A 16570-nucleotide genomic window follows, 5' to 3' on the forward strand; every position below is an offset into this window, starting at 1 on the left:
CACGTCAACGAACGACTCTGGCAGGCACTTCGCGACGACAACCTGCCCGGCCAGCAGCAGCGCAGGTCAGACACGGCCTTGACCGAGGATCAGCACACCCGCACGGATGGGTCTATACCGCTTTACGGTCGGCGATGCCCCGCCATCCAGGTTGTCGCGAAGTCGACCGCATCGCGCAGATCGAGCAACCGGGTCGGTGCTGTGCCGACGAGGCCGCGACCGACTGGCAGATTCGCCTCGATTGCCGCACCGAGCTCGGCGAAATCACTCATGTCGAGCGACGGTGCGCGAAAATCGCGCCGCTCCCGCCGCCCGCCCACCAGGACGTAACAGCGATAGGACCGCTCCGGCGGTGGGCCTGCCGGTCGTCGTGCCTGCGTGCGGTACTCCGCCAGATGCAGGGCCGTACAGCTCGTGTAGCCCACACCGAGCAGCAGGACCGCGGCACCGGCCTGGTAGAGACGCCCCAGTGGCGAGCGCTCCCCGAGGTGGCAGTCCAGGTCGTGGACCGCGGTGAATTCCGCCGCGCGTCGGCCGAGGGCGGCGAACGACGTGAGCGGGTGAGTGCTACGCGTCGCGCCGGGCTGCTGCCGCAGATACTCGGCGAAGACCCCCATCCCCTCGGACGGAGTGGTCGCCGGATCGAACCCGGGCAGCCGAGCCTCGTAGGCTGCCTGTTCCACCGCGTCCAGCCCGTTGGTGGCGGCTCGGAAGGCCGGGCTGGTGGGCGAACTGCCAGCGGTCTGTGCCGGCACGACGACCGTCGCCGCCGGACCGGCCACGCGACGCAGCGCGGCCAGCAGCGTCGCCGGTCCGCCGGTCACCGGTCCCATCCGACGCATGGAGCAGTGCACCAACAGGTCTTGGTCGGCCCGCACGCCGAGCGTGGTCAGGTCGGCGGCGAGCCGGTCGACCTCGGCGGGATCGGCACGGTCGGAACGGCCCGCTCGGTCAACGTGGGTCATCGGACCATGAGTCCATGGTCTGGCGCATCCGCCGCACGAAGCGCTGCCCGTGCTCGGTGAGCGCACCGGTGCCCGCCAACTCGTCGATGGCACGCTCCGTCCACCGGAAGTACTGGCGGTGCCGCTGTCGGGCCAGGTCACCGGGCCGGGCCCGCCAGATGTCGGCAATGGCCATGTGCGCGTACGTGCCTTGGAGGGCGCCCTCCAGCGGTCGTGGATCCTCACGCCACGGCACGCTGAGTCGCTTCCGGTACGTCGGGTCGTACAGCTGACTCACATCCAGCACCGCGCCGAGTTTGACGTGCTGGAACTCGTGCACCAGCAGCTCCGCAAGCGAGTCCGGGGAAGCCTGTACGGTGCCGAGCGCGCCGAAGGCGTCCCGGGATGCGGCGCTGCGCAGCCGACCGCCCGGATCCGCGCGCAGTGGGGTGATGGTCCACAGCCCCGTCCGTAGTCCCGCGACCTGACCGGGCGCAGAGCGTTCGATACGGGTCCAGGCGGCAGCCAACGACCCCCGCCAGGACGCCAGCTGCGCCGGGTCGAGCCGGCCGGTCACCGGCCACTGGTAGCAATCCCGATACGGGTCGAGGTCGTCTATCGACACCGTCCAGCCGTCCAGCTCGACCTGATGTACGGGCACCCATCCCGCCGGAGAGCTGCCCCCGGCCGGTGGCACCGTGACGACCGACCTCCCGGCACGGGCCGTGAACCCGCCGCCCGTGACCGACAGGCGAGCACGCCGTTCACCCGGCGCGTCGATGGCCTGCGCGCCGAGGCCCGGCAGATGCACCAGCCCGGCGCGCAGCGGCACCTCGATGTCCGTGTCGACGCCCGCCCGCACGGCCACGGCTGCGGCCAGCGCGCCGAGGTACCCCCAGTCAGGGTCCTCCCCAGCGGCAGGAGCGAGACAGTGCCGGGCCCACCGCCGCAGGTAGGGGTGGGCGAAGGTGGCCGAGACCGCGTCGGTCGCCTCCTCGTCGAGCCGGACGATCAGCTCCCACGCTGCGGCGAACGGCGTGCCGGCGACCCGGTCGGCGATCTGGACCAGCAGTGCCCGCACGTAGGCGAGCTGGGCGGCTGCGAGCCGTTGCAGGCTGGCCTCCGACCCCTGACCGGTACCGAGATCGTCCAGCAGGTCGGCGGCCGGCAGGCCGTCGAGAAGCCGGTCACCGGCAGCGTGGCTCGGATGGGCCGCCAAGGCGGTCTCCGGTGGTTCACGGTTCATCGTGACAATCAGCTTCTTCAGGTCAGCGCAGTAGACCGACGGATTGTCGAACCCACCCGCAGCGGAGTAGCGGTGCGCCCGCAGCCCACCGCCGCACTGCCCGACGACGGAACATTCCCGGCAGGTTTGGCAGAGCCCAGTCAGACCACGTCGGTTGCGAACGAACTCCGGATGTGAGATCACCACGTCCACCGAGTGCTGGAAGACGTCCAAGCCGATTCCGGCCGCGCCGTCGAACGCGGTCTTCATCGAGTCGGCCAGTTCCCATGCGCCGTCGGTCTCGATCACCGCGAGGCCCGACGGATCGAGCCCGACCACCTCGGTGCCGCTTCGCCCGCCTACCGCAGTGGCCAGCAACGAGTTGAACAGTCGAATGTCGACCGGCCGGCCGTCGCGGACCCACAACCGGTAGATCGTGAGCAGCCAGTCCGCGTACGAGGTGACACCACCCGGCCGCGGCGGCGGATCGACCCAGGTCGCGTGCGGCAGCAGGAAATCGATCCGGGGCGGCTCCTCGGCCAACAACGCCCGGTAGACACCGACGGGGTCGTTGCGCACGTCGATCGTGCAGAGAATGCCCGCGTAGCAGCGGCGATACTCCGGCCGGCGAAGTAGGGCCAGTGCCCGCCGGACCTGGGCGTGGCTACTGGCCCCGTTGGCGAAACGTCGGTGCCGGTCGTTGGCCGCCGCGTCACCGTCCAAAGAGATGCCGACCCGCACGCCGTGCTCCACGAACAGGTCGCACAGTCCCGGGGTGAGCAACACCCCGTTGGACTGCATCCGGAGGTCCAGTTCGGCGACCGGCTCGATGGCGGCACGCAGCCGGGTGAGTACCATCGCCAGCCCGCCCGCGCCCAGCAGCAGCGGTTCGCCGCCGTGCAACACCAGACGCACTCGACGCGTACCGCGTTCTCGGGCGTGCTCGGCTATCCGGAAAGCGGCGGCGTCCACCGTCTCCCGGGCGATCTGTCGCGGTCGGGCCCGCCAGCTCTGGTCCGCGTGTTCGTAGACGTAGCAGTGGTCACAGGCCAGATCACATCGGCTGTGCACCTTCAGGACGTACTCGCTGAGGCTGGGCGGCCATGGAGCAGATTCGCCTGGTGTCGTGGACACCGGGCATCAGATGGCCGAATTGAACACCGCGACGTCGACCGCCTCGACGCGGTCGCGGTCCTCGATGATCCGGCGTACCAGGGGCCGGACCTGCTCGGTGGAGAGCTCACCAAGCGGGGTGCGCAGAAGGACAGTGAGATCAGTTGACGTCTGCTGTGCCTCGACGGGTGCGGCATGGGCCACGGATGACTCCCCTCAATGCCGGTGCCTGCAAACGGATCGGTCGGCGGAGCGGCGAACGTCACTCCAATTAGTAGCATAGAGACGACCCGCCGTAATGTCCCGTGACGGGGACGAGCCCCGGGTGATCGTCGAGATCACCCGGGGCTCGTCGTCGGTCGGATCAGGCCAGATCGAACCGGTCGAGTTCCATCACCTTGGTCCAGGCGGCCACGAAGTCGGCCACGAACTTGTCGCGGGCGTCGTCGCTGGCGTAGACCTCGGCGAGTGCCCGGAGCTGGCTGTTGGAACCGAAGATGAGGTCGACCGCGGTCGCGGTCCACTTCACCTGGTCGGTGGCCAGGTCCCGGATCTCGTACACGTGCTCCTCGGACTCCGACGCCTTCCACCGGGTGCCCGGGGAGAGCAGGTTGGCGAAGAAGTCGTTGGTGAGCACGCCGGGCCGGTCGGTGAGCACGCCGTGGCGGCTACCACCGACGTTGGCACCGAGGGCGCGCAGGCCGCCGACGAGAACGGTCATCTCGGGCGCGGTCAGGTTGAGCATGTACGCGCGGTCGACGAGCAGCGTCTCCGGCTGGGTCTTCTCCCCGGCACGCAGGTAGTTGCGGAACCCGTCGGCGCGCGGCTCCAGCACCCGGAACGACTCGACGTCGGTCTGCTCCTGGCTGGCGTCGGTGCGGCCGGGGTGGAACGGGACCGTGATCTTCACGCCCGCCTCCCGCGCCGCCTTCTCGACGGCGGCCGAGCCGGCCAGCACGATCAGGTCCGCGAGGGAGATCTTCGCCCCGCCCGCCGAGTTGAACTCCTGCTGGATGCCCTCCAGGGTGCCCAGCACGGTCGCGAGCTGCTCCGGCTGGTTGACCTCCCAGCTGCGCTGCGGCTCGAGACGGATGCGGGCGCCGTTGGCACCGCCACGCTTGTCGGTGTACCGGAAGCTCGCCGCCGAGGCCCAGGCGGTGGTGACCAGCTGGGCGGTGGTGAGGCCGGACTCCAGGACCTTCTCCTTGAGCGAGGCGATGTCGGCCTCGTCCACCAGCTCGTGGTCGACGGCCGGCACCGGGTCCTGCCACAGCTGAGGCTCCGGCACCCACGGCCCGAGGAAGCGGCTGACCGGGCCCATGTCGCGGTGCAGCAGCTTGTACCAGGCCTTGGCGAAGGCCAGCGCGAACTCGTCGGGGTGCTCCAGGAAGCGGCGGGAGATCTTCTCGTACGCCGGGTCGACGCGCAGCGACAGGTCGGTCGTGAGCATCGTCGGCTTGTGCTTCTTCGCCGGGTCGTAGGGGTCCGGGATGATCGCCTCGGCGTCCTTGGCGACCCACTGCTTGGCCCCGCCGGGGCTGGTGGTCAGCTCCCACTCGTACCCAAAGAGGATCTCGAAGAAGCGGTTGCTCCACTGCGTCGGCCGGTCGGTCCAGGTGACCTCGAGGCCGCTGGTGATCGTGTCGGGGCCCTTGCCGCTGCCGTACGTGCTCAGCCAGCCCAGGCCCTGCGCCTCCAGCGGCGCGGCCTCGGGCTCCGGGCCGACGTGGTTGTCGGCGACCGCCGCGCCGTGCGTCTTGCCGAAGGTGTGGCCACCGGCGATGAGCGCCACGGTCTCCTCGTCGTTCATCGCCATCCGGGCGAAGGTCTCCCGGATGAAGTGCGCCGCCGCCAGCGGGTCCGCGTTGCCGCGCGGGCCCTCGGGGTTGACGTAGATCAGACCCATCTCGGTCGCGCCGACTTCCTGCGACATCTCCTTCTCGGAGACGTAGCGCTCGTCACCGAGCCAGGTGTCCTCCGGACCCCAGAAGATCTCCTCGGGCTCCCAGACGTCCTCGCGGCCGAAACCGAAGCCGAAGGTCTTGAAGCCCATCGACTCGAGGGCCACGTTGCCGGCGAGCACGAGCAGGTCGGCCCAGGAGATCTTCTGGCCGTACTTCTGCTTGACCGGCCAGAGCAGGCGGCGGGCCTTGTCCAGGTTGGCGTTGTCCGGCCAGCTGTTGAGCGGGGCGAAGCGCTGGCTGCCGTCACCGGCACCACCACGACCGTCGTGGATGCGGTAGGTGCCCGCCGCGTGCCAGCTCAGGCGGATCATCAGGCCGCCGTAGTGGCCGAAGTCGGCCGGCCACCAGTCCTGCGAGGTGGTGAGGACCTCGGTGATGTCCCGCTTGAGCGCCTCGACGTCGAGCTTGGCGAACTCCTTGGCGTAGCTGAAGTCCTCCCCCAGCGGGTTGACCTTCGACGAGTGGGCGCGCAGCACCGAAAGGTCGAGCTGGTTGGGCCACCAGTCCCGGTTCGTGCGCGGACGGCCGCCGGTCTTCGGAGTCGGCGAGTCGATCGCCGGGTTCTCGCTCTCGCTGCCGTGGGCGGTCACCGAGTCGTGCGCGACCGGGCAGCCGGCCGCCGCCTTCTTGTCCACGCCCTGGGCGCTGGACGGGCCGTCGTGCTGTGCGTTACTCAATGTGCTTCCTTCCGACCTTGCGGATCACTGGTGGTGCGTGCGGTCGTGCAGTCGGGGCAGGTGCCCCAGTAGACGACCTCCGCCTCGTCGAGCACGAACCCGTGGTCGTCGGAGGCGGTGAGGCAGGGGGCGGAGCCGACGGCGCAGTCCACGTCGGCGATCACGCCGCAGGAACGGCACACGACATGGTGGTGGTTGTCCCCCACCCGGGACTCGTATCGGGCGACCGCTCCGGTGGGCTGGATGCGCCGCACCAGACCAGCGTCGGTGAGCGCCCGCAGCACATCGTAGATCGCCTGGTGGGAGACGGTGGGGTGATCGGCACGGACCAACCGGATCACGGTGTCCGTGTCGACGTGCGGGTGATCACGTAGCGCCGCGAGCACCGCCAACCGGGGTCGGGTCACGCGCAACGAGACCGCTCGTAGCTGCGCCTCGAAGTCGGCCGTCATGCCGACGAACCTATCACTCTTCTGGAATGAATCAAGTTTTCAGGCGTACGACACGCGGAGGCACCCGTAGGCCGATGCCTGCGGTGCCGGGGGCAGACGGTTGGTAGCGGGTGACGGTGGGGGCGTACGCCGACGTGCCGGTCGGGCTGACCGACCGGCACGGGCGAGCGTCGGGGTCAGGGTTTACGCGCGAGAAGCCCGACGAAGGTGTGGTACGTGTCGCTCTGGGCCGGCAGGGACTCACCCGGCGCGGGTCGCCACTCGGCGAACGGCACCAGACCCGGCTCCAGCACCTCCAGGCCCTCGACGTAGGAGAGGATCTCCTCGTCGGTACGCCAGCGGCCGGTGCCGAGGGACTCGTTGAAGATGCGCTCGACCTCGCGCGCCTTACGGGAGGCGTCCGGAGCCCGATCGCCGGGATCGCGGAAGTGGGAGATCGCGACGTAGCTGCCCGACGGCAGGGCCGCGACCAACCTCGCCGCCACCCCCTTCGGGTTCTCGTCGTCGCGCAGGTGGTGCAGGATCCCGAACAGCAGCAGCCCGACGGGGCGGTCGAAGTCCAGGAAACGGCGCGTCTCCGGATGATCCAGGATGGCCTCCGGCGATCGGACGTCGGCCTGCAACACCGTCGTGGTGCCCGCGTCGGCCAGCAGCGCCCGTCCGTGCGCCAGCACGATCGGGTCGTTGTCGACGTAGACCACCCTCGACTGCGGGTTGCAGGCCGTGGCGACCTGGTGCACGTTGCCCTGGGTGGGCAGGCCCGACCCGAGGTCGAGGAACTGGTCGATGCCCTGCTCCGCGGCGAGGAACCGCACCACCCGACGCAGGAAGGACCGGTTCGCCTGGGCCGCCTCCGGCCCGTCCGGCGTGATGCTGAGGGCGTGCTCGGCGACGGCGCGGTCCACCGCGAAGTTGTCCTTGCCACCGAGCATGAAGTCGTACACCCGGGCGACACTCGGCACGCTCATGTCGACCCCGGAGGGTGCCACCTCTTGACTCGCCACAGTTCGTCTCCTCGTCCACACCGGGTCACGGCCGGCCGAACCGCCTCACGCGGGACTGGGTGCAGTCGGACGTCGAAGCGCTTTCGGTCGCGACGCCGGTGCGTGTCACATCACTCACCGCAGCCGGTCGCCGCCGACCATCCTAAATGGTCGTTTCGTTGGAACGCTCCCACGGCCACCTCAGCGTGACATAAGCCGGGCTCCGGTCAACTCAGCGTGACACTCCGCGTGGACGATCGTCGGCGAGGGCGATCCCTACGACGCCTGCCGGGCAGGCATGCCGGACCGCCAGACCTCGGCCAGGTCGGTGAGGGGGACGTCCAGGGCCTGACCGAGGCAGACCACCGTGCCGAACGCCGGAGCGGGCAGGCGGCCCGCCTCGATCTTGCGCAGCGTCTCGGGAGAGATGCCGGCTGCCAGAGCCACCTCGGCGAGACTGCGGTCGCCCCGCGCCGCCCGCAGGGCGGCTCCGAGTCGCTGACCCGCGGCGACCTGTGCGGCAGTGAGCGGTTGGCGAACCATGCCATCAGGATAGCCCTCCCGATCAGCCGATCCAGACGTGGTATAAAAATACCGGCAGGCGGCGAGGGGACCGAGATGATCGAGCTGAAGTCGGCCGAGGAGATCGACCGGATGGCGGTGACCGGCCAGTTCGTCGGCGAGTTGCTCGCCGAGTTGAGCGGTCTCGCCATGGTCGGCGTCAACCTGATGGAGCTGGAGCATCACGCCCGCCGCCGGATCTCCGAACGCGGCGCGGAGTCCTGCTACTGGGACTACGCCCCCTCGTTCGGCCGAGGGCCGTTTCGCAACGTGTTGTGCCTGTCGGTCAACGACGCGGTGCTGCACGGCCTTCCGCACGACTACGTCCTGCGCGACGGCGACCTGCTGAGCATCGACATGGCGGTCGGCATCGACGGCTGGGTCGCCGACTCCGCGCTCTCCGTCATCGTCGGCACCCCCGACCCGGTGGACCTGAGACTGATCGAGGCCACCGAGGTGGCGCTGGAGGCCGCGATCACGGCCGCCCAGCCCGGCGGCCGTCTCGGCGACGTCTCCGCCGCGATCGGCGAGGTCGCGCACTCGTACGGCTACCGGGTCAACTCCGAGTTCGGCGGCCACGGCATCGGACGCACCATGCACGAGGCTCCGCACGTGGCCAACCAGGGTCGCCCGCGTCGCGGGCTGAGACTCGACCCCGGCCTCACCATCGCCATCGAGCCCTGGCTCTGCCGCACCACCGACAAGATCAGGTACGACCCGGACGGCTGGACGATCCGCTCGGCGGACGGTTCCCGCACCGCCCACTCCGAGCACACGGTCGCCATCACGGCCTCCGGACCTCGGGTCCTGACCCGCCGCCCCGGCCACGCCTCGGCCGACCCCGCCGAGAGCTCCGCTGCCGCCTGCTGAACCGACAGCGACAGGAGCCGGTCCGCCGGGCTATCGAGGTGCCAACACCCGGAACTCGTTGCCGTCGGGGTCGGCGAGCATGACACTCCCGTCCTCACCGACCTCGATCAGCGTGGCGCCGAGGGAGGCCAGCCGGTCGACCTCCGGTTGCTGATCGCCGTGGCTCGGCGGAGCGAGGTCGAAGCGCTGCCGGTTCCTGCCCTGCTTCGGCGGCAGGGGCGGGCCTCCCCAGGCGACCTTGGTGCCGCCGGCCGGTGACTGCACGGCGGTCTCCTGCCCCTGCTCCCAGACGAGCGGCCAGCCCAGCGCCGCGCTCCAGAAGAGGCCGACCTCCCGAGTGCCCTCGCAGGCGATCTCGCCGAGGAAACCACAACCGGCGAGAAAGTCGTTGCCCGGCTCGATCACGCAGAACGCGTTGCCTTCCGGGTCGGTCAGGACGATGTGTCCTTCCTCCGGGCGCTGCCCGAGGTCCAGATGACCGGCGCCGAGGGCGACCGCCCGCGCCACCGTGTGCCGTTGGTCGGCGGGGTCGGCGCTGGTGAGGTGCAGATGTACCCGGTTGGTCTCCACCCGCGCCGCGCTGCTCGCCACGAACCGGAGCCCGAGCTGGGTGTCCGTGCCCGGCAGCAGCGTGCCGTCGGCGTCGTGGACGGCCTCCCGGCCGAGCAGGGCGGCCCAGAACTGCCCCAGCCGCAGCGGTCGGCTCGCGTCGAAACACACCGCGACCAGCTGACAGGTCATCACGTTCCCCCATCGTCCGGCGGTCGACGCACACCGTCCGCCGCCTGTTCGATGGAGGGTAAGGACCCAGCGGCGCCGGGCACAGCCGATTTCGGCGGCGGAGCCCGGCGGCCGCGGTCCGGGTCAGGTCGACGGCAGGTGGCGGTAGCGCGGGTCAGCAGCCGAGGCGCTTGGTGGATAGTGCGATGTCGTCGATCCAGAGGTCGAACGCGCCCGGGGTGGTGCCGCCCTGGTAGAGCTGCCAACCGATCTTCACGGTGTTCACCGTCGGCAGGATGAACGGCACGTCGTTGCCGCCGTGGTTGTTGGTGGAGGCGGTCAACTCCGGGTTCGCCACGCCGTCGATCCACACGTCGACGCGGTTGTCCGCCGGGTCGAGCCTCCACTCGAAGCACTGCCAGGTGTCCTCGACGACCGGCGCGGACTCCCGCCAGTTCGTCCAGTCACCGGTCGGCCCGCCGTCGGCACCCACGCCCCAGAAGATTCCGGGGACCGTCGGCGCGTACTGGCCGCCGACCGGCCGGACGATCTCCGAGCTACCGGTGCCGGTCACCTCCACGAGGGTGAAGTGCGCCCAGTCGGGAGCGGTCGGGAAGGCGTCGACCCGCAGCCGCATCCGGCCGTAGAAGCGGTTGCCCGGTGCGGCGAAGTCGTCGACCCGCAGGAAGGCACGCCCATTGTCGACCGTGTGCACGTGCAACACCTGGTTGCCCCGGTGGGCGCGTTCCACGGTGAGGGTGCCGTTGCGCGTGTCGATGCCCCAGTCCAGCGTGCTGGCACCTCCGCGTGGGAGACGCTCGAAGTCCTCGCAGAAAAGCATGTGTCGGGCGCAGGAGCCACGGTGGGAGGCACCGGCGGCATCGGACGGCACACTGCCGGCCGTCACGCCGACCATCAGGGCGGCCAACGCGGCGAGAATGTTGCGCATGTTTCCTCCATGAACAGATTCCCCGCACCACGATGTGGCAGGGGCAGCGGCGTCCAGACATCCGACCTGCGACGCTTTCGGCGACAGCGACGAAAGCCCTGGTAGGAGGGTTGAACGTGGATGGGGCGGAGCCATCTCCGGCCACGACCCCCGAGCTTGGAAGCGTTCCCATATATAGCAGAGGTTGAATCTCTGCGGGCTCCCGCGACGGCGACGCGGCAGCCGTCCTCTCAGGACGGCGCTCGGCACGGACACCGTCCGCCTAGGCGTTGTCCGGCATCCCGACACCGCGCATACTGCATTCGACCTCGCCGGCCCAGAGGAGTGCCCGCCATGACCGACGTCCGGATCACGCACATCGGCGGTCCGACCGTGCTGATCGAGATCGACGGCTGGCGGCTACTCACCGATCCGACGTTCGACGCGCCCGGCCGGACCTACCGATTCGGCTGGGGCACCGCGTCACGCAAGCTCACCGGCCCCGCGCTACCGGCGGAGTCACTCGGCGACCTCGACGCGGTGCTGCTGACCCATGACCACCACGCCGACAACCTCGACGACACCGGCCGAGCCCTGTTGCCGACCGTGGGCCGGGTCGTCACCACCGTGGCCGGCGGCCGGCGACTCGGCGCCGGCACGACCGGGCTGGCACCCTGGCAGCACACCACGCTCACGGCACCCGGCAGGCCGACCATCGAGGTCACGGCGACTCCGTGTCGGCATGGTCCGCCGCTGAGCCGGCCGGTCGTCGGCGAGGTGACCGGTTTCGCGCTGCGCTGGGACGGCCAGCGACACGGACCACTCTGGATCACCGGCGACACCGTGCTCTACGACGGGGTGCGCGAGGTCGCCGACCGGTTCGACATCGGCACCGTCGTGTTGCACCTCGGAGCGGTGCGCTTCGGCCTCACCGGTCCGCTGCGGTACACGATGAGCGCCGAGGAGGGCGCCGAGCTGTGCGGGCTGATCAGCCCCCACACCGTGCTGCCGGTGCACTACGAGGGATGGGGCCACTTCAGCGAGGGCCGACAGGCGATCGAGGCCGCCTTCGCCTCCGCACCGTCCACGGTCCGCGCGGGCCTGCACTGGCTTACCCCTGGCGCGGCCAGCTCCCTCACGGTCTGACCGCGCCCGGGTGGCGGCGGTCCCTCCCCCCGCCGCCACCCACCTTCTCGGCCCGGCCCGGCAACGGCGACGCCTTGGTATGAGCCAGTTGATATAGAGATTCCTCTATAAGTTGGGCTAGGTTGAGGTGGCCCACCTGATCCGGCTGGCGCCCCACCGAGGCGCCCGGCAGCGGCACCGGCTAGGTCGACGGGCTCCCAGCCGCGACACCGTCGCCAAACCCCGAGGGCGAAGCGCGGCGGGATCCCCCGCCCGACGCGGCGCACCCCCATCTCCGCGCCGCTGTTTCCACAGGAGGCAACAGATGAGACGTGTCCTCACCCTCGCGGCAGCAGCGATGCTGCTGCCCGTCGGTGCCATCGCCGTCGCGGTGCCCCCCGCCGCCGCGGCACCACCGTCGGCCCCCGGCACCGGGGCAGCCGCATCGTCGGAGATGCTCGCCGCGATGCAGCGTGACCTCCGCCTGAGCCCGACCGAGGCGCGCGACCGGATCGCCCGGGACGACAAGGGGACCCGCACCGACGCCAGTCTCCGCAAGTCGCTCGGTTCGTCGTACGCCGGCGGTTGGATGACCACCGACGGCCTGGTCGTCGCCGTCACCAGCAAGACGGCCGCGAACCGGGTCAAGGCCGCCGGAGCCCGGGCGACGGTCGTGGACCGCAGTGGCGCCGAGTTGGACCGGATCAAGGCGACGCTGGACCGTCACGCCGCCCACGCGCCCGCCGGTGCGGTTCCCGGCTGGTACGTCGACGTCACGACCAACACGGTCGTGGTCCTCGCCAACGGAGACGCCGCCGCCGCCGCGAAGTTCGTCCGCGCCAGCCGGGTCGACGCCGCCGCGGTCCGCGTGGTGACCACGACCGAGTCTCCCCGGCTGCTCTACGACGTACGCGGCGGAGACGCGTACTACATGGGCGGGCGCTGCTCGGTCGGGTTCTCGGTGACCGGCGGCTTCGTCACCGCCGGACACTGCGGACGCACCGGCACCGCGACCCAGGGCTACAACCAGGTGGCCCAGGGCACCTTCCGTGGCTCCTCGTTCCCGGGCAACGACTACGGCTGGGTGCAGACCAACTCGAACTGGACCCCGCAGCCCTGGGTGAACAACTACTCCGGCGGCAACGTCACGGTCGCCGGTTCCACCGAGGCCGCCGTCGGCGCGGCGGTCTGCCGCTCCGGCTCGACCACCGGTTGGCGGTGCGGCACCATCCAGGCCAAGAACCAGACCGTCAACTACGCCGAGGGCTCGGTCAGCGGACTGACCCGAACCAACGCCTGCGCCGAGCCGGGTGACTCGGGCGGCTCCTGGCTCTCCGGTCAGCAGGCACAGGGGGTGACCTCCGGCGGCTCCGGCAACTGCTCCTCCGGCGGCACCACCTACTTCCAGCCGGTCAACGAGATCCTCTCCGCGTACGGGTTGACGCTGCGCACCAGTGGTGGTGGCAACGAACCGCCGCCGACCACCGGTTGCAGCGGCTACCAGGCGACCTACAACGGCAGCATCTCCTCCCGGCAGAGCCAGTTCCACCCCAACGGCAGCTACTACTACTCGTCCACCTCGGGCACCCACCGCGGCTGCCTGGACGGACCCAACGGCGTCGACTTCGACCTCTACCTGCAGAAGTGGAACGGCTCCAGCTGGGTCGACGTGGCCGGCTCGTACAGTGCTGGTCCTGACGAGTCGCTGACCTACAACGGCACGGCGGGTTACTACCGCTTCGAGGTGTACGCGTACAGCGGCTCCGGCAGCTACTCGGTGGGTATCACCACTCCCTGACCCGACGACGACACGGCGGGGTGCGGCTCTGCTCCGCGCCCCGCCGTCAGTCCCGGTCCGCCCAGACCGCTCAGCCGTGGCCACTGGTCACGGCCGGCGAACTGCCGCAACAGGTCCGCCGCGCGGGCCACCCCGCCGGCCTTGCGGCTCTGCTCACCCCAGTACCGGCTGCGCTGCCGAAAACCGTCCTCGGAGAGCAGCCGACGAAGCTTCCCGGCCACCTCGTCCGGATCCACCCGGGGCGGAGCGTCGAGGGCCAGTCCGACCCCCGCGTCGACCGCTCGGGCGGCGATGTCGTAGCAGTCCAGCCAGAACGGGGTGACCAGCATCGGCTGCCCGAAGTGGACGGCCTCGTGGAAGCCGTTCGCGCCACCGTGGCAGACGAAGGCCCGGACCCGAGGGTGCGCCAACACCTCCAGCTGGGACGGAATCCACTCCTGCACCCGCACGTTCGGCGGCAGCCTGGTCAACGCGGCGCGTTGCGCATCCGGCAGCTTCCACAGCACCTGGTGTTCCGGGCCGAGCCTGCCGAGGGCCTCCGCGAACGCGTCGAGTTGGGCGGTGGTGAGGGTGGCCAGGGTGCCCAGGCAGACGTAGACCACGCTGGGTTGCCGATCCAGCCACTCGGTGAGTTCGTCGTGGGACCGGCCCGGGGCCACCTCCTGGGGCACCATCGCGCCCAACAGGTGCAGGTGGTCCGGCGCGGGAAAGGGATACTCCAGCCCGAACACCGTGTACCCGAAGACGGCGACCGCGTCGGCGGCGTACCTCGCGGGGTCGCCGGTCGCGTTGGCCAGGCCCTGGGCCCGACGCCGCCAGGTCGGCCCGGCCACCGCGCGCAGCAGCGCCGCCTGGAGCCGTACGCGGTACAGCGCGTTGGTCAGTCTCCGCGCCCTGGTCAGTCGGCGCGGCAGCCCCGAGGTCGGCGTCGGGTAGCCCCACGGCAACCGGCTCAGATAGACGGCGCTGATCGGGTACGGCACGCTCAGCACGTAGGGCACGCCCATGGTGGTCGCCGCGTCGAGCGCGCCCAGGTTCATCACGTCGATGACCATCAGCCGGGGACGGACCCGCTCGATGTGGGCGAGGTTGCGCTCATAGACCTGCGCGGTGGCGTCGGCCGTACGCGTCGTACGGGCGAGGGCGGCCAGACCGGCGGTGGTACGCGGGCCTCTGGTCATCGCCGCGTACAGGTCGCCTTCGATCCGCACCGGCGTGTCGGCGCCGGGCAGGTATCGCACCGGGCTGCCGAGCGTCGCCGCCTCGACCCGGTGCCGACCCTCGACGTCGACGCTGAACCACAGGTCGGGTTCACCCCGTCGGGACATCTCCGCGGCGATGGTCAACAGCGGGTTGAGCTGCCCGGGATGCGACGGGCTGGCGAACATGATCGGTCTACGGGCCGCAGGACCCTCGGTTACTGACACTCCGGCTCCCGGACTCCGGTCACGGCTTCAGGCGTACCGGCAGGTGGTCGTAGCCCCGGAGCACGCGGGTCGACCGGCGCCGTGGTGCGCCGTCCAACGCCAGGTCGGGGTAACGCTCGAACAGACTGCGCAGCCCGACCTCGCCCTCCAGCCGGGCGAGGTTGGCGCCGAGGCAGTAGTGCGCCCCGCTGGAGAAGGCGAGATGGTCACGGGCGTTGGCCCGGGTGACGTCGAAACGATCCGGCTCGGTGAACACGGCCGGATCCCGGTTCGCCCCGCCCAACATCGGCACCACGATCTCGCCCCGGCGTAGCCGCACCCCGGCCACCTCGGTGTCGGAGCGGCAGTACCGCGCGGTGGTCTGCACCGGGGCGTCGTAGCGCAGGATCTCCTCCACCGCGTTGGGCCACCGGTGCGGCTCGGCCCGCAGCAGCGCCAGTTGCTCCGGGTGGGCCAGCAGCACCGCCGTACCGGTGCCGAGGAGGTTCACCGTCGTCTCGAAGCCCGCCGCCAGCAGCAGGCCGGCGAGGGCGACCAGCTCGTCCTCGGTCAGCCCGTCACCGTCGCTGTCCTGGTGCACCAACTGGCTCAGCAGGTCGTCACCGGGCTCCGCGCGCAGGCGGGCGAAGTGCTCCCGCAGCCACACGTTGAGCTGCCTGATCGCCGTTTCGACGCGATGGTACTGGCCGAGGGACAGACCCAGGTCCAGCGCCGGGGACATGGCCTCGCCCCAGTCCAGGAAGCGCTGTCGCTGTTGCGCCGGCACACCGAGGATCTCCGCGATCACGGTGACCGGTAGCAGGCTGGCGTAGTGCGCGACCAGGTCCACCGACCCATGGGGCGAGGCGGCGCGGACCAGGTCGTCGAGCAGGTCCGCACAGCGTTGCTCCACCTGGGGCCGTAGTGCCTCGATCGCCCGCGCGGTGAAGACCTTGACGACGAGCCGGCGGTAGCGGGTGTGCTCGGGTGGGTCGGTGACCAGCATCGACGGCGGGTCGATCGGCCCGATCGGCTTTCCCCGCCTGCCGAGAGCGCGCAACATCGTGACCGCACGGGGCGCCGGCACCGTGGCCGGATGCACGCCGAACGCGTCGCTGCGGAGTATCTCGGTGACCACGTCGTGCCGGGTGGCGCTCCACATCAGGTGGCCGCGTACCAGCGCGCCGGTCTGGCGCGCCTGGCGATAGAACGGGTACGGATCCTCCCGGACCGCCGGGTCGAGAAAGAGACGGGCCTGGGTGTCTCCCCGGCGCGCGGCGGCGGTGATCGCGAGCCGCATCAGACCGTGCCGCGTCGTCCACCGCACCACACCCCCGGGGCCCGGCACGCGCCTCGCCCGATGGGAGAAATCGGTCGCCGATCGCCAACCCAGTACGCCCACCCGTCTCATTCTCCCACCCGGAACATGCAATTTTCCCACCTGCCGCGATCAGCGTGCCAACAGCGCGGCCTGAACACCCACAGTCGATTCCACAGTAGGACGAAATGGCTGACGATTCCGCCCCGGCTGACAGATATCGGAATGACGACTGTGGCCGGACGCCGCCCTCGGCTACGCTGCCCCCAAAAGATCAACAGGAGGCGACGGCGTCACAACGCCGCGTCACCGGGCGACACCACACACACCAGGAACGGCCGCCGGGCACAGGCGGCGGGCCTCTCCTGACTTCACCGCCGCCGGCTCGTTCCCGGCGGGCGGTTTCGACGCAACCACACCACCTGCACCTGGCCCCGGGCACGAGCGTGAACGCAGCAGCGGCCCAGGTCGGTGCGGTGGCGAGCG

Annotated in this window: 14 protein-coding genes; 3 read left to right on the forward strand and 11 right to left on the reverse strand. The window is 70.5% G+C overall.

The window, feature by feature from the left end; genetic code table 11:
• Positions 1-122: 122 nt before the first annotated feature.
• The 7 genes from ACLQ2S_RS22520 to ACLQ2S_RS22550 form a co-directional block, all read right to left on the reverse strand.
• Positions 123-965: an aminoglycoside N(3)-acetyltransferase gene (locus ACLQ2S_RS22520; protein WP_155221341.1), complete on the reverse strand. Its 843-nt coding sequence runs from the start codon at positions 963-965 to the stop codon at positions 123-125.
• Entirely contained in the window at positions 952-3303 is a 2352-nt protein-coding gene (locus ACLQ2S_RS22525) for an FxsB family cyclophane-forming radical SAM/SPASM peptide maturase (protein ID WP_425702678.1), read from the reverse strand. Before ACLQ2S_RS22525 ends, ACLQ2S_RS22520 begins: the two co-directional genes overlap by 14 nt.
• Positions 3304-3309: 6 nt before the next feature.
• On the reverse strand, positions 3310-3486 hold the full coding sequence (locus tag ACLQ2S_RS22530; protein ID WP_425702680.1) for a hypothetical protein: 177 nt from the start codon (positions 3484-3486) through the stop codon (positions 3310-3312).
• Positions 3487-3646: 160 nt separating this feature from the next.
• Positions 3647-5923 carry a catalase/peroxidase HPI gene (gene katG / locus ACLQ2S_RS22535; RefSeq protein WP_155221345.1) on the reverse strand — a complete coding sequence of 759 codons (2277 nt, stop codon included), beginning with the start codon at positions 5921-5923 and terminating at the stop codon, positions 3647-3649.
• The gene (locus tag ACLQ2S_RS22540) at positions 5920-6375 is read right to left on the reverse strand and encodes a Fur family transcriptional regulator (protein WP_425702682.1); all 456 of its coding nucleotides are present in this window, start codon (positions 6373-6375) and stop codon (positions 5920-5922) included. Before ACLQ2S_RS22540 ends, katG begins: the two co-directional genes overlap by 4 nt.
• 176 nt (positions 6376-6551) lie before the next feature.
• On the reverse strand, positions 6552-7379 hold the full coding sequence (locus ACLQ2S_RS22545) for an SAM-dependent methyltransferase (RefSeq protein WP_309223725.1): 828 nt from the start codon (positions 7377-7379) through the stop codon (positions 6552-6554).
• A gap of 255 nt (positions 7380-7634) precedes the next feature.
• Positions 7635-7901 carry a helix-turn-helix domain-containing protein gene (locus ACLQ2S_RS22550; RefSeq protein ID WP_155221359.1) on the reverse strand — a complete coding sequence of 89 codons (267 nt, stop codon included), beginning with the start codon at positions 7899-7901 and terminating at the stop codon, positions 7635-7637.
• 75 nt (positions 7902-7976) lie between these two features.
• Here ACLQ2S_RS22550 and map point away from each other — a divergent pair, with 75 nt between their 5' ends.
• Entirely contained in the window at positions 7977-8789 is an 813-nt protein-coding gene (gene map, locus ACLQ2S_RS22555) for a type I methionyl aminopeptidase (protein ID WP_425702685.1), read from the forward strand.
• Between the two features lie 30 nt (positions 8790-8819).
• Here the strand turns inward: map and ACLQ2S_RS22560 are convergent, their stop codons facing one another.
• Positions 8820-9530: a VOC family protein gene (locus ACLQ2S_RS22560; RefSeq protein ID WP_155221363.1), complete on the reverse strand. Its 711-nt coding sequence runs from the start codon at positions 9528-9530 to the stop codon at positions 8820-8822.
• 154 nt (positions 9531-9684) lie between these two features.
• A complete protein-coding gene (locus ACLQ2S_RS22565) occupies positions 9685-10458 on the reverse strand; it encodes a hypothetical protein (protein ID WP_155221365.1) in 774 nt (257 codons plus the stop codon).
• Positions 10459-10791: 333 nt separating this feature from the next.
• Between ACLQ2S_RS22565 and ACLQ2S_RS22570 the strand changes: the two genes are divergently transcribed.
• Positions 10792-11583 (forward strand): MBL fold metallo-hydrolase, encoded by a 792-nt coding sequence (locus tag ACLQ2S_RS22570; RefSeq protein ID WP_155221367.1) that lies wholly within the window; start codon positions 10792-10794, stop codon positions 11581-11583.
• 304 nt (positions 11584-11887) lie between these two features.
• Positions 11888-13360, forward strand: coding sequence for a S1 family peptidase (locus ACLQ2S_RS22575; RefSeq protein ID WP_425702688.1), 1473 nt, complete (start codon positions 11888-11890; stop codon positions 13358-13360).
• Here the strand turns inward: ACLQ2S_RS22575 and ACLQ2S_RS22580 are convergent.
• Together ACLQ2S_RS22580 and ACLQ2S_RS22585 are read right to left on the reverse strand one after the other, a co-directional pair.
• Positions 13333-14787, reverse strand: coding sequence for a glycosyltransferase (locus ACLQ2S_RS22580; RefSeq protein ID WP_425702690.1), 1455 nt, complete (start codon positions 14785-14787; stop codon positions 13333-13335). The genes ACLQ2S_RS22575 and ACLQ2S_RS22580 overlap by 28 nt on opposite strands.
• Before the next feature lie 19 nt (positions 14788-14806).
• Positions 14807-16066 (reverse strand): cytochrome P450, encoded by a 1260-nt coding sequence (locus ACLQ2S_RS22585; protein ID WP_230462828.1) that lies wholly within the window; start codon positions 16064-16066, stop codon positions 14807-14809.
• Between the last annotated feature and the right edge of the window lie 504 nt (positions 16067-16570).

This window comes from Micromonospora sp. DT48 (genome assembly GCF_049844495.1).
Classification (GTDB): Bacteria; Actinomycetota; Actinomycetes; order Mycobacteriales; family Micromonosporaceae; genus Micromonospora.